Below are 13,582 nucleotides of genomic sequence, written 5' to 3' on the forward strand. Positions count from 1 at the left end.
CGGGCGCTGCGGCGCCCGTTTTACAGGGATTCTCATGCAGCATCAGCACGCCGAAGAAACCACTTTTACACTGCAAAATGTCAGCTTTCACGTGCCTGGCCGCACGCTGCTCCATCCGCTCACGCTGACCTTTCCGCCTGGCAAAGTCACCGCATTGATTGGTCATAACGGATCGGGCAAATCCACTTTGCTGAAAATGTTGGGGCGTCATCATGCTGCCAGCGAAGGTCAGGTTTTGCTTAACAATCGGCCAATAGAGAACTGGAGCAGCAAAGCTTTTGCGCGTCAGGTGGCTTATCTGCCACAGCAACTGCCTGCTGCAGAAGGAATGACGGTACGTGAACTGGTGGCGATTGGACGTTATCCTTGGCATGGCGCGCTGGGGCGTTTCGGCCAGGAAGATCGCGATCGTGTCGATGAGGCGATTGCGCTGGTTGGGCTAAACCCCTTCGCCAGCCGGCTGGTGGATAGCTTGTCCGGCGGTGAGCGGCAGCGTGCATGGCTGGCGATGCTGGTGGCGCAAAACAGCCGCTGTTTACTGCTGGATGAACCGACCTCTGCGCTGGATATTGCGCATCAGGTAGATGTACTCGCGCTGATTCAACGTCTCAGCCGTGAACGCGGTTTAACCGTGATCGCGGTATTGCATGACATCAACATGGCGGCGCGTTATTGCGATCATCTGGTGGCGCTACGCGGCGGGTCAATGATTGCCGAAGGCGGCCCGGAAACCATTATGCAGGCCGACGTGCTGGCAGCCATTTACGGTATTCCCATGGGCATTTTGCCTCATCCGCAGGGCGGCGCGCCGGTCAGTTTTGTTTACTAAGGATGGGATAATGCCCGATCTGCTGCGCCGTCGTTTGATGATGGCAATGGCGTTGTCGCCGTTACTTCACAGTTTTCCGCTGCGTGCCGCACCCGTGGATCTGCAACGCATTATTGCGCTGGAGTGGTTGCCGACGGAGTTACTGCTGGCGCTGGGCGTAACACCGCTCGGCGTGGCAGATATGCACAACTACAACATTTGGGTGGGGGATCCGCCGCTACCTGCCCGCGTCGTGGATGTGGGATTGCGTACCGAACCCAATCTTGAATTGATGACGCAGATGCGGCCGTCACTGATTCTATGTTCCAACGGTTATGGTCCACCAAAAGAGAAGCTCACGCGCATTGCACCGATTATGGGGTTTGACCTCAACAGCGGCGACGGTAAACCGTTTACGACTGCGCGCCTGTCGCTACAAGAATTAGGCAAGCGTCTCGGTCGCGAAGCGCAAGCCGATCAGCATCTCGCGTGGGTGGATAATCAGCTTGCAGCGGCGCGTCAGCGCCTTGCTGCTTATCGCGGGCGGCCCATTCTTTTGATGTCACTGCTCGATAGTCGCCACGCCATCACGTTCGGTAAAAACAGCCTGTTTCTTGAGGTGATGAACATGCTGGGCCTGGAAAATGCCTGGCAGGGCGAAACCAATTTTTGGGGCAGCGCGGTGGTGGGCATTGAGCGTCTGGCTTCGCTAAGGGATGTTGAGGTGATCTGCTTCGATCATGACAACGAGGCGGACATGCAGCAGGTGATGCGCAGTCCGCTGTGGCAATCTTTGCCCTTTATTCGCGCGGGCCGCTTTCAGCGCGTTCCTGCGGTGTGGTATTACGGCGCGACGTTGTCGGCGCTGCATTTTGTTCGCGTGTTGGAACGCGCGCTGGAGACGCATTGATGCGCCATCGTCTTTTCCCCGTTGCGTTGTTGGGTGTGCTGTTTTTGCTGGCGCTTGGATTAACGCTGGTTAATTTGCAGCACGCGTTGCCGTTGGCGCAGTGGTCACAGGCGCTGTGGGCGCCGGATGTGAATAATATTCAGCAAATGGTGTTTCATCACAGTTTGCTGTCGCGCCTGATTTTAGCGTTGCTGGTTGGTGCAGGCTTGGGTTTAGCCGGTTTGCTGTTTCAGCAAGTGTTGCGCAATCCGCTGGCAGAACCCACGACATTAGGCGTCTCGTCGGGGGCGCAGCTAGGGATTACGGTAGCGACGCTGTGGCAATTACCCGGCGGCGCGATGACGCAGCAGTTTGCGGCGCTGGGCGGCGCGTTACTGGTGGGGGCGATTGTGTTTGGCGTGGCGTGGGGGAAACGTTTGTCGCCGGTCACGCTGATCCTTGCAGGTTTGGTTCTGAGCCTGTACAGCGGCGCGGTCAACCAGATTTTTGCCATCTTTAACCACGATCAATTACAGAACATGTTCCTTTGGAGCACCGGATCGCTGAATCAAATGGGTTGGGAGAATGTGAGTCAGCTCTGGCCGCGTCTGCTGCTGGCATTTGCGGTGGCGCTGGCGCTGCTGCGCCCATTAACCTTGATGGGGCTAGATGATGGTGTCGCTAAAAACCTGGGACTCGCACTTTCCCTGGCGCGGCTGGGCGGTTTGGCGCTGGCGATTTTGCTGAGTGCGCAACTGGTAAACGCAGCCGGGATTATCGGCTTTATCGGTCTGTTTGCACCGCTGCTGGCGAAGTTGCTTGGCGGACGCCGTTTGCTCAGCCGTATGTTATTAGCGCCACTTATCGGCGCGTTACTGCTCTGGCTGGCGGATGCTTGCGTATTGTGGCTCACCACGCATTGGCGCGAAGTTTCAACCGGTACCGCAACTGCGCTGCTGGGTGTGCCAATTTTGTTGTGGTTGTTGCCGCGTTTGCGCACCGGCTCGATGCCGCCTGCAATGAATCTTGGCGATAACGTGCCTGCTGAGCGTCAAGCGGTGGGGCGTTGGTGTCTTGTCGCTTTGGGCATGCTGGCGCTGTTGACATGCTTTGGCCTGGCATTTGGCCGCGATGCGCATGGCTGGACTTGGTCCAGCGGCGAGATGTTACAACAGCTCATGCCGTGGCGTGCACCGCGCTTGCTGGCTGCGCTGGTGGTGGGTTTGATGCTAGGCGTTGCCGGCAGTTTGATTCAGCGTCTGACCGGTAATCCGATGGCGAGCCCGGAAGTCTTGGGCATCAGTTCAGGTGCGGCTTTTGGCGTGGTGATCATGCTGTTTTTCGTACCGGGTGATGCACTGGCGTACCTGCTGCCGGCGGGCGTGCTGGGTGCTGGCGTCACTTTGCTGATCATCATGCTGGTCGCCAGCCGAGGCGGTTTCTCGCCGGAGCGTATGCTGCTGGCGGGAATGGCGCTTAACAGCGCTTTTGTGACGCTGCTGATGCTTTTGCTGGCAAGTGGCGATCCGCGCATGGGCGGATTACTCAGCTGGATTTCTGGCTCAACCTACAATATCAGCGGCAAGCAGGCGATCCAGAGTGCCGTTTGCGCACTGGTGCTGGTGTCGATGGCACCGCTGGCCAGCCGTTGGTTGACGCTGCTGCCGCTGGGTAGCGCCACGGCGCGCTCGGCGGGAATGGCGCTGACGCCATCGCGCCTGAGTCTGCTGCTGCTGGCTGCTGCGTTGACGGCTGCCGCGACATTAACCATCGGACCGCTGAGCTTTATCGGTTTGATGGCACCACATATCGCACGCATGTTGGGCTTTCGTCGGGCGTTGCCGCAGTTGTTGCTGTCTGGATTGTTAGGGGCAGGGTTGATGGTATTTGCTGACTGGTGCGGCAGGATGTTAGCGTTTCCGGATCAAATACCGGCGGGCTTAATGGCAACGTTTTTGGGTGCGCCGTACTTCATCTGGTTATTGCGGCGGTCGCGTTAAACTACATAACATCAACCCGATTCAGGGTGGGTTATTCAGAACAAAAAAGACCGGCTTTCACCGGTCTTTTTTTATTACAGCTTAGCGAAACAGCGACGTGCCGCGTCAATAGTGCGCTGGATATCTTCAGCGCTGTGCGCCAGCGACATGAAGCCCGCTTCAAACGCTGATGGTGCCAGATAAACGCCCTCTTCCAACATCAGGTGGAAAAATTTTTTGAAGCGTTCAACGTCACACTGTGTGACATCGGCATAGCACGTTACCGTTGCGGCATCAGTGAAGAACAGGCCAAACATACCGCCTACGTAATTCACGACCATCGGAATGTTTTCCTGCTGCGCCGCTTCAAGCAGGCCTTCCGCCAGCTGCGTGGTGAGTGCGGTCAGCTTCTGATGCGTACCCGGCTGGGCGATTTGGCTTAAACAGGCGTAGCCCGCTGCCATCGCAATCGGGTTACCGGAGAGCGTACCTGCTTGATAAACCGGGCCGGTTGGTGCTAGCGCTGCCATCACGTCGCGACGGCCACCAAATGCGCCGACAGGCATGCCGCCACCGATAATTTTGCCGAGGCAGGTCAGATCGGGCACGACATTGTAATGCGCCTGCGCGCCGCCAAGTGCGACGCGGAAGCCCGTCATCACTTCATCAATGATCAGTAGCGCACCAAACTCATCACACAATGCACGCAAACCCGACAGGAAACCTGGCTGTGGCGGAATGCAGTTCATGTTGCCCGCAACCGGTTCAACGATGATACAGGCGATCTCTTGCGGATAAAGTTTAAACGCCGCACGTACAGAATCGAGATCGTTATAGGTGCAGGTCAGCGTGTGTTTGGCGAAATCAGCAGGCACGCCCGGTGAGTTAGGCTGGCCCAGCGTTAATGCGCCAGAACCCGCCTTAACCAGCAGGTGATCGGCATGGCCGTGATAGCAGCCTTCAAACTTAATGAGCTTATCGCGGCCGGTGAAACCACGCGCCAGACGAATCGCGCTCATGGTGGCTTCAGTGCCGGAGTTCACCATGCGCACCATTTCCATGCTTGGCACCAGGTCGCAGACCAGTTGCGCCATGGTCACTTCCATTTCGGTAGGCGCACCAAAGCTTAAACCGCGCTGGGCAGCTTCAATCACGGCATTGCGAATTTCAGCATTATTATGGCCCAGCACCATCGGGCCCCATGAACCGACATAATCGATATAGGCTTTGCCATCGGCATCATACAAATAGGCGCCGTCAGCATGCTCAATGAACAGCGGTACGCCGCCCACACCAGTAAACGCACGTACCGGCGAATTTACGCCGCCGGGAATCAGGCGTTGCGCCTGGGCGAACAGGTTTTCGGACTTACTCATTTTCGGCTCCAGCAGTTCAATAAAATATCGCGCCATTCTACGTAAGAGGCGCGGCAGGCGAAAGGGTGGAAAACCCTGCAATATGTCTAACCTTAGTTAAGGCGGCACAGAGTGCGAAGCTCAAAACTTGATTGCGCTGGTGTGCTGGCAGATAATAGCGGTATTAAGGTCGTTTTCTGACCTGGGCGTTTACTGGAGTCAAACATGAGTGATGAAGTAGCAGCACTGCCGTTGCAATTTACCGAAGCAGCAGCCAATAAAGTGAAGAACCTGATTGCTGATGAAGAGAATCCAGAACTGAAACTGCGTGTCTATATCACTGGCGGCGGTTGCAGCGGATTTCAGTATGGTTTTACTTTCGATGACAAAATGAATGATGGTGACATGACGATTGAGAAGCAAGGCGTGTCACTGGTGGTTGATCCGATGAGTCTGCAATATCTGGTGGGCGGATCGGTGGATTACACCGAAGGGCTGGAAGGTTCGCGCTTTATCGTGACTAACCCGAACGCTAAAACCACCTGCGGCTGTGGTTCTTCATTTAGTATCTGATTTTGCAGGCCGCTGTTCAGCGGCCTCGCTCACCACTCTATTGTTACTAACCGATCGGTTTCTCTCTGCTTTGCATCTCGTTTCAGCACGCTTTGCATAATGCGCGGCTGCGCGCTGAAGTGACGTCCGCAATCAACCTGGGGCGGGCTTTGGCTCGTGGCGCTGTTGATTTCACAGCGAGAGAAAATGATCAGTTTAACGCCAATAGAGCCGGTGATTGACCCTGCAGACGCGGAGCCAGCCATCAACAGCGCTATGGCCAGAAGCACTGTTCTGGTCATGTTTAGGTCCTGGTGTAGTCAAAAGGCGCTTATGCGCAAAAGGACGGCGAGCATACGTGGCTCGCGCGTCTCATGTAGTAATTAACGGCAATAGTTGGTTTTTCTTTAATCGATTATGCAAATTTTATGGTGCTGGATGGAGCGCTGTACAGAGTTGTTTTGCTGCCAGCATCAGACGCGGGCCCGGGCGGCTTAGCCAGTCATCATTGATAGCAATCACCGGCACGCTAAGCTGCGGCTGCCAGAATCGCGCTACGTTCCTTGCCTGCTGCGTGTTTCCGCCCATCACTATCGCTTGAGGATGGCGCATTAACACTTGTTCGCGGCTGACTTGTGGCCAGCTGACGCGGCTATCAGCAAAAATATTTCTGCCGCCGCACAGCTCAATGATGTCGTTCTGCAAGGTCGCTTTAGCTGCGGTGAAAAGTGGCTGCTGACCAAACTGCAAAAACAGCGGAATCGATGTCAGCGAAGCGTAATGCTGACGCAATTCAGCTTCCTGCTGGCGCAGCTGTTGCGCCGCCTTTTCCGCCTGCTCAGGATGCGGACTCCATTTCCCTAGCGCGGCCAGCGCATCGATCATGCCTGCCAGATTAGCGGGATCAATCCATTCAATTTTGATACCCAACTGCTGCAATTGATCTATTTGACGTTGTGGATTGCCGCCACGCCACGCCAACACCACATCCGGTTTTAGCTGCAAAATGCGCTCAACTTTGATGCCTTGCCAGTTGGCAACCTGTTCGATTTTTTGCGCAGCAGTCGGATAGTCTGACCAGGCGCTAACGGCAATTGGTGTGATGCCTGCGGCGAAAGCCAATTCGGTCAAATGCGGGGCGAGAGCGATAACGCGTGGGGTTGAAGCGAACAGGCTGCCGCTAAACAGCAGCAGCCAGCAGAGCAGAAAACGTTTAGCCACGCGCCAGGCGCGCCAGCAAGTTTTCTACCATCAGCGACGACTGTTTTGCCGCAACGCTGAGGAACTCATCAAAGCTCAAATGTGATTCTTGATCGGCAACGTCCGAAATGGCGCGAACCACCACGAAAGGCACCGCGAATTGATGGCAGACGTGACCAATCGCGGTGGCTTCCATCTCTACGGCAATGGCCTGCGGGAAGGTGTTACGAATGCGTGCCAGCGGCTCAGCGCCGTTGATGAAAGCATCGCCGCTCACCACCAAACCACGCACTGCATTGAGATCCAACTGCTGAATGCAGGCTTCTGCCTGCGCAATCAAATTCGCATCGGCAACAAATGCTGCCGGGCAGCCCGCCATTTGGCCGGGCGCGTAACCAAAGGCGGTGACATCTGCATCGTGATAACGCACCTCTTCCGAAACCACAATATCGCCCACTTTCAGCGTAGGCGCTAAACCGCCCGCAGAACCGGTATTGATGACGACATCGGGTTTGCAGAGCTGTAACAACAGCGTCGTACCAAGCGCAGCTGCAGTTTTACCGATGCCCGATTTCAGCAGAGCCACCTCAACGCCATTAAGCGTGCCGGTGTAAATTTCGCAGCCAGCCAGTGATAAGGTTTGACGGTTTTCAATTTTGTCACGCAGTAGAGTGACTTCCTGCTCCATCGCGCCAATAATGCCTGCTTTCATAAAGAGTCTCGCTAATGTAGATGTTTTCGCCGAAATTAAGGCATAGTCTACCATGGCTGACAGGGGATTAATTCACGAAAAAAAGAGGGGCAATTAATGGCAGCGATCAATTTCAGGACGAAGATCAGCTTTACTCGCCCTTATACCAGCCGAAAAGATCCCGAAGGGGAATATTATATTAGCCGCCATTTTGAAAGTGACCGCGGTCGAATAATTAACTCGGCGGCCATTCGTCGTTTGCAACAGAAAACCCAGGTCTTTCCTTTAGAGCGAAATGCGGCGGTGCGCTCGCGTTTAACCCATTCGCTTGAAGTGCAACAAACCGGACGCTATATCAGTAAAGAGATCCTGCAAACCCTGAAAATGCAGGGCGGGCTGGCGCAATATGGTCTGGATGAGCTGGAAGGTGCCTTTGAGAGCTTAGTGGAAATGGCGTGCCTGCTGCACGACGTCGGCAATCCGCCGTTTGGCCATTTTGGCGAAGCGGCAATTAACGACTGGTTTGAGGATAAGTTACCCGCAAACTTGGTGGATCCGTTGGTTGCTGGCGTTGAAACCGATGAGCAGCGCAGCGCTTTTGATCAAATGAATGCCATGATTCGCCAGGATTTATGTCATTTTGAAGGCAACGCGCAGGCCATTCGCATGGTGCATACTTTGCTGCAGCTGAATCTCAGCTATTCACAAGTTGCCTGCGTGTTGAAATATACAGCACCCGCCTGGTGGCAAGGCGAAAAACCGGCTGAATATAGCGTATTAATGAAAAAACCGGGCTTCTATTTATCCGAGCGAGATTATATTGCTGAGCTACGGGCTGAGACGAATATGGATGAGCATCATCGTTTCCCGCTGACTTATATAATGGAAGCGGCAGATGATATCTCTTATTGCATTGCCGATCTGGATGATGCGGTAGAAAAAGCCATTTTTAATGTCGACAGTTTGTATGAATTTCTCAGTAAAGCCTGGGGAACAATTAAACCCAACGATGCATTTAGCCGAACTATTGGTGAGGCCTGGCGTGAAGCCTGCAGCAAAAAGCGCCGCAGCCGCAGCGATCAATTTTTTATGTCGCTACGTGTCAATGTTCAAAACGTTTTGGTGGGCTACGCAGTAAAACGTTTTGTTGATAATCTTGCCGCTATTTTTGATGGTAGCTTTAATCATGCTTTATTAGAGGATGAGGGGGAAGAAGGGCGGCTTCTTCAGATATTTAAAACCGTGGCGCGGCAGCAGGTATTTAACCATTCCGAAGTCGAACAGCTGGAGTTACAAGGTTATCGCGTCATTAAAGGACTATTAGAAATTTATGAACCGTTGATGAAGCTGAATTACGAAGCTTTCACTGCATTGATTAATGAAGATTTTCTTCCTCAGCATCCCATTGAAACCCGTTTGTTTCATAAACTTTCAGGAAAACATCGTAAAGCTTATCAGCAGGCAATGCGTTCGCTGGTGGTAAAACATAAATATGAGCGTCTGTTATGGGAGCGTTATTATCGTTTTCGCCTTATTCAGGATTACATTAGCGGCATGACCGACCTTTATGCCTGGGATGAGTATCGTCGCTTGATGGCGGTGGAATAAAGGGCGAATTGTAAAGAGCGCGCATAAATTTTTACTTTTACCTAAAACTTTTCCTGGAACTTCACGTTAAAACATTTATCTCATCATACGACCACAGCAAGGGTCTGGACGATAATTTTTGAGAGATACCGAAAAATGAAAAAAAAAGTTCTAATGTTAAGCGCGCTGGCGCTGAGTCTTGGTATGGCACTGACGCCTGTTAGTGTTCTCGCAGCAGAAACGGCCTCTTCTACCAGTCAGCAATTACCCAGCTTGGCTCCTATGTTAGAAAAAGTGATGCCTTCTGTTGTCAGTATCAGTGTTGAAGGCAGCACTACGGTAAAAACGCCGCGCATGCCGCAGCAGTTCCAACAATTTTTTGGTGATGATTCACCGTTCTGCCAGGACGGTTCGCCGTTCCAGAGCTCGCCAATGTGTCAAAACGGTGGCGGCAGCGAGGGGGGCAACGCGCCAGATACCCAGAAAGAAAAATTCCGGGCTCTGGGTTCAGGCGTGGTCATTAATGCTGAAAAAGGCTACGTAGTAACCAATAACCATGTGGTTAACAACGCCACCAAAATTCAGGTGCAGCTCAGCGATGGTCGCCGTTATGACGCTAAAGTGATTGGTAAAGATCCCAGCTCTGACATCGCGTTAATTCAGCTGCAAGATGCCAAAAACCTCACTGCTGTGAAAATTGCTGACTCCGATAATTTGCGCGTGGGTGACTACACCGTCGCCATCGGCAACCCTTACGGCTTGGGTGAAACCGTAACATCGGGCATCGTTTCAGCGCTGGGTCGTAGCGGATTGAACGTAGAAAACTACGAAAACTTTATTCAGACCGATGCGGCGATTAACCGTGGTAACTCCGGCGGAGCGCTGGTCAATCTCAACGGTGAACTGATTGGGATTAACACCGCAATTTTGGCACCAGATGGCGGTAATATCGGTATCGGTTTTGCTATCCCAAGTAACATGGTTAAAAACCTCACCGGACAGATGGTGGAGTTTGGTCAGGTGAAACGCGGTGAACTGGGCGTTATGGGCACCGAGCTTAACTCTGAACTGGCAAAAGCGATGAAAGTGGATGCCCAGCGCGGTGCATTTGTTAGCCAGGTGCTGCCCAATTCCGCCGCAGCAAAAGCGGGTATCAAAGCGGGCGATGTCGTGGTGTCGATGAACGGTAAGCCATTAACCAGCTTCGCTGCGCTGCGTGCCGAAGTAGGTACATTACCGATTGGTACAACCTTAAAACTGGGCTTGTTGCGTGACGGTAAACCCATGGACGTTTCCGTGCAGTTGCAGCAAAGCACGCAGGATAAAGTGCAATCCGCCATCATTTATACCGGTATTGAAGGCGCCGATCTCAGCAACAGCGACACCAGTGATAAAGGTGTGCGTATCGATAATGTTAAGCCGGGCAGCTCAGCTGCGCGCATTGGCCTGAAGAAAGGCGATGTGATCATGGGCGTGAACCAGCAAAGCGTCGCTAATCTGGGCGAACTGCGCAAGATCCTCGACAGCAAGCCCTCCGTGCTCGCGCTTAACGTGAAGCGCGGCGACAGTAACCTTTACTTGCTGATGCAGTAAAAATTCAAGATTATCTGATTCAGGCGGGCTTTGGCCCGCCTTTTTTGTACCCACGCGCTAAACGATCAGAATGTGATGGCCGCCGCAAAATGAGTAAATGACACTCTGGCTCTGTGCAGTTGCACAATGTTCTGTACGTAACCTACGCGTATTCTGTCATTCCCCTCTTTGTCAGGAGTAATGGATGGCTACCTATCACCTCGACGCTCGACTAGCCCAAGATATTGTGGCACGCACCATGAGAATTATTGATAGCAATGTCAACGTCATGGACGCACGTGGACGGATTATTGGCAGCGGTGATCGGGAGCGTATTGGAGAATTGCACGAAGGTGCTTTGCTGGTGCTCTCTCAGGGACGGGTGGTAGACATTGATGAAGCGGTAGCTAAGCATCTGCACGGCGTCAGGCCAGGCATAAATCTGCCACTGCGTATTGATGGCGATATCGTTGGAGTGATCGGACTGACCGGCGAGCCAGTCGCGCTGCGTCATTATGGCGAGCTGGTGTGTATGACTGCAGAAATGATGCTGGAGCAGGCGCGCTTGCTGCACATGCTGGCACAGGACAGCCGTTTACGTGAAGAGCTGGTGCTTAATCTGATTCGCAGCGATACCTTATCGCCACAGCTAACCGAGTGGGCGCAGCGGCTGGGCATCGATCTTAATCAGCCACGTGTCGTCGCAGTCGTGGAAGTGGACAGCGGACAGCTCGGCGTTGACAGTGCCATGTCCGAACTCCAACAGCTGCAAACGCTGCTTACTACGCCGGAGCGCGATAACTTGATCGCCATTGTTTCGTTAACAGAAATGGTGGTGCTGAAACCGGCACTTAATCCGCACGGACGTTACGATCAGGAAGACCACCGTAAGCGTGTTGAACAGCTTTTGCATCGTATGAAAGAGAGCGGACAAATACGTATGCGCATCGCCTTGGGTAACTATTTTACGGGGCCTGGTAGCATTGCGCGATCTTATCGTACCGCTCGCACCACCATGATGGTCGGTAAACAGCGGATGCCGGATGTAAGAAGTTATTTTTATCAGGATTTAGTGTTGCCGGTATTGCTGGATAGTTTGCGTGGTGGATGGCAGGCGAACGAGCTGGCGCGGCCGTTGGCGAAGCTAAAAAGCATGGATAATAACGGCTTGTTGCGCCGTACCTTAATTGCCTGGTTTACCCATAACGTACAGCCGAGCGCCACGGCGCGGGCGCTGTTTATACATCGTAATACGCTGGAATATCGACTGAACCGTATCTCTGAATTGACGGGGCTTAATCTGAGCCATTTTGACGATCGGCTGTTGTTGTATGTGGCACTACAGCTTGATGAGCAGGGCGGCTAGCCCGCTTTTTGACGGCAAACGCAGCAAGTCGCTGCGTAGCGATGTTGAGAGAAACCATGCGTATTAAGGGGTATTCGGCCGAAAATAAAAAAGGCCAGCGTCAGCCAGCCTTTTATATCAGAGCGGTGAGATTAACGTGAATTACGGGTTAATTTATCAAGGTCTGATTCAATTTCTGTGATCTTGTGTGAGACCACGCTTTCTAAATGACGCAAGTCATCAAGAATTTTACGTTTCAGATCAACTTCAACCTGATCGCGCTGGCAAATTTGATCTAATTCATCAATCACATAGCGCAGATTCGGGCTGATTTCCTGAACTTCTTTGTAACCCTGACTCGCGTGATCGGCAACCACGGTTTTGCGCTGACGTGGGTATTTAAACTTGACGCTTTTAGCGAAGAATTCACCTTTATCTTTGCGAAAGTAAATCTTCAGAATGTCGTTGTTTGCTTCCTGACGCAGGCTGTAACGGTCGATATCGTCGGGATTATTGATGCCTAAGCTTTTAAGATTGTCGTACATAGCGTTGTTTCCACCAAGATTGAGAAGCGCGCAGATGTGTTCATGACTTAACAACTGTAGACATTAATAACAGGATGAACATTGCGCGACAGGATTTAACTGGCGCGGATTATGAACTGTTTGAAAAACAAACGCACCTGTTAATTCGTGGCGCGAATCAGGATGTTGGGCGAGAAGTGTAAAGAAAAGATGACGGACTGATTTCCAGCCCGTCTGATGCTTTAGTCGATAGTACGCAACAGTTCGTTGATGCCTACTTTACCCAAGGTTTTCGCGTCAACTTTCTTAACGATTACTGCACAGTACAAGCTGTAACTGCCATCTTTAGACGGCAAGTTACCGGAAACCACCACAGAACCTGCTGGTACGCGTCCGTAATGCACTTCACCGGTTTCACGATCATAAATCTTGGTGCTTTGTCCAATGTAGACACCCATTGAAATCACAGCGCCTTCTTCTACGATCACGCCTTCTACGATTTCTGAACGTGCACCAATGAAGCAGTTATCTTCAATGATGGTTGGGTTAGCCTGCAGCGGCTCCAACACACCACCAATGCCAACGCCGCCTGACAGGTGAACGTTTTTACCGATCTGCGCGCAAGAACCCACGGTCGCCCACGTATCAACCATTGTTCCTTCGTCAACGAAAGCACCAATGTTGACGTAAGAAGGCATCAACACGGTATTACGTGCAATGAACGCGCCCTGACGAACGGCTGCGGGTGGCACCACACGGAAACCGGCTTCTTTGAAGCGCGCCTCATCCCAACCGGCAAATTTCATTGGCACTTTGTCATAAAAACGCGTTTCAGCGCCTTCCATAACCTGGTTGTCATTGATGCGGAATGACAGCAGTACCGCCTTCTTCAGCCACTGATGCGTTATCCATTCGCCGTCAATCTTTTCAGAAACGCGCAGCGCACCGCTGTCCAGTAATGAGATAACTTGATTGATGGCATCACGGGTTTCGGTATCGACATTGTTCGGTGTCATGTCGGCGCGACGTTCGAAGGCGGATTCAATAACGCTCTGTAACTGTTGCATGTTTTTTTCCTGA

13 protein-coding genes are annotated in these 13,582 nt (G+C 52.7%); 7 read left to right on the plus strand and 6 right to left on the minus strand.

Features of this window, described 5'->3' with window-relative positions:
- Nucleotides 1-34 precede the first annotated feature (34 nt).
- The 3 genes from fhuC to fhuB are packed head-to-tail and all read left to right on the plus strand — an operon-like array spanning nt 35 to nt 3,697.
- A complete protein-coding gene (gene fhuC / locus ACF2G4_RS18070; protein ID WP_215847583.1) occupies nt 35-829 on the plus strand; it encodes a Fe3+-hydroxamate ABC transporter ATP-binding protein FhuC in 795 nt (264 codons plus the stop codon).
- A 10-nt stretch (nt 830-839) separates the two neighbouring features.
- On the plus strand, nt 840-1,718 hold the full coding sequence (gene fhuD / locus ACF2G4_RS18075) for a Fe(3+)-hydroxamate ABC transporter substrate-binding protein FhuD (protein WP_243078558.1): 879 nt from the start codon (nt 840-842) through the stop codon (nt 1,716-1,718).
- The gene (gene fhuB / locus ACF2G4_RS18080; protein ID WP_409075255.1) at nt 1,718-3,697 is read left to right on the plus strand and encodes a Fe(3+)-hydroxamate ABC transporter permease FhuB; all 1,980 of its coding nucleotides are present in this window, start codon (nt 1,718-1,720) and stop codon (nt 3,695-3,697) included. Before fhuD ends, fhuB begins: the two co-directional genes overlap by 1 nt.
- A 74-nt stretch (nt 3,698-3,771) precedes the next feature.
- Here fhuB and hemL read toward each other — a convergent pair whose 3' ends face one another.
- Nucleotides 3,772-5,052, minus strand: a complete 1,281-nt coding sequence (gene hemL, locus ACF2G4_RS18085) for a glutamate-1-semialdehyde 2,1-aminomutase (protein ID WP_409075256.1) — start codon at nt 5,050-5,052, stop codon at nt 3,772-3,774.
- A 204-nt stretch (nt 5,053-5,256) separates the two neighbouring features.
- Here hemL and erpA point away from each other — a divergent pair, with 204 nt between their 5' ends.
- On the plus strand, nt 5,257-5,604 hold the full coding sequence (gene erpA / locus ACF2G4_RS18090) for an iron-sulfur cluster insertion protein ErpA (RefSeq protein WP_215847580.1): 348 nt from the start codon (nt 5,257-5,259) through the stop codon (nt 5,602-5,604).
- A gap of 29 nt (nt 5,605-5,633) precedes the next feature.
- Here the strand turns inward: erpA and ACF2G4_RS18095 are convergent, their stop codons facing one another.
- The 3 genes from ACF2G4_RS18095 to mtnN form a co-directional block, all read right to left on the minus strand.
- Nucleotides 5,634-5,885: a hypothetical protein gene (locus tag ACF2G4_RS18095; protein WP_409075257.1), complete on the minus strand. Its 252-nt coding sequence runs from the start codon at nt 5,883-5,885 to the stop codon at nt 5,634-5,636.
- Nucleotides 5,886-6,009: 124 nt separating this feature from the next.
- Entirely contained in the window at nt 6,010-6,804 is a 795-nt protein-coding gene (gene btuF, locus ACF2G4_RS18100) for a vitamin B12 ABC transporter substrate-binding protein BtuF (RefSeq protein WP_409075258.1), read from the minus strand.
- A complete protein-coding gene (mtnN, locus tag ACF2G4_RS18105) occupies nt 6,797-7,495 on the minus strand; it encodes a 5'-methylthioadenosine/S-adenosylhomocysteine nucleosidase (protein ID WP_215847578.1) in 699 nt (232 codons plus the stop codon). The genes btuF and mtnN overlap by 8 nt, the downstream gene beginning before the upstream one ends.
- A 96-nt stretch (nt 7,496-7,591) precedes the next feature.
- On the opposite strand from mtnN, the gene dgt reads away from it, so the two are divergent.
- The 3 genes from dgt to ACF2G4_RS18120 all read left to right on the plus strand — a co-directional run bounded on the left by dgt (nt 7,592) and on the right by ACF2G4_RS18120 (nt 11,999).
- Nucleotides 7,592-9,082 (plus strand): dGTPase, encoded by a 1,491-nt coding sequence (dgt, locus tag ACF2G4_RS18110; RefSeq protein ID WP_215847577.1) that lies wholly within the window; start codon nt 7,592-7,594, stop codon nt 9,080-9,082.
- A gap of 135 nt (nt 9,083-9,217) precedes the next feature.
- A complete protein-coding gene (gene degP, locus ACF2G4_RS18115) occupies nt 9,218-10,654 on the plus strand; it encodes a serine endoprotease DegP (RefSeq protein ID WP_409075259.1) in 1,437 nt (478 codons plus the stop codon).
- 184 nt (nt 10,655-10,838) lie between these two features.
- Nucleotides 10,839-11,999, plus strand: a complete 1,161-nt coding sequence (locus tag ACF2G4_RS18120) for a CdaR family transcriptional regulator (RefSeq protein ID WP_215847576.1) — start codon at nt 10,839-10,841, stop codon at nt 11,997-11,999.
- A gap of 131 nt (nt 12,000-12,130) precedes the next feature.
- Here ACF2G4_RS18120 and ACF2G4_RS18125 read toward each other — a convergent pair whose 3' ends face one another.
- Together ACF2G4_RS18125 and dapD are read right to left on the minus strand one after the other, a co-directional pair.
- The gene (locus tag ACF2G4_RS18125) at nt 12,131-12,523 is read right to left on the minus strand and encodes a DUF3461 family protein (RefSeq protein ID WP_215847575.1); all 393 of its coding nucleotides are present in this window, start codon (nt 12,521-12,523) and stop codon (nt 12,131-12,133) included.
- A gap of 221 nt (nt 12,524-12,744) precedes the next feature.
- Nucleotides 12,745-13,569: a 2,3,4,5-tetrahydropyridine-2,6-dicarboxylate N-succinyltransferase gene (gene dapD / locus ACF2G4_RS18130; protein WP_215847574.1), complete on the minus strand. Its 825-nt coding sequence runs from the start codon at nt 13,567-13,569 to the stop codon at nt 12,745-12,747.
- Nucleotides 13,570-13,582: the final 13 nt, after the last annotated feature.

It is taken from the genome of Pantoea phytostimulans (genome assembly GCF_046118715.1).
GTDB lineage: Bacteria > Pseudomonadota > Gammaproteobacteria > Enterobacterales > Enterobacteriaceae > Pantoea > Pantoea phytostimulans.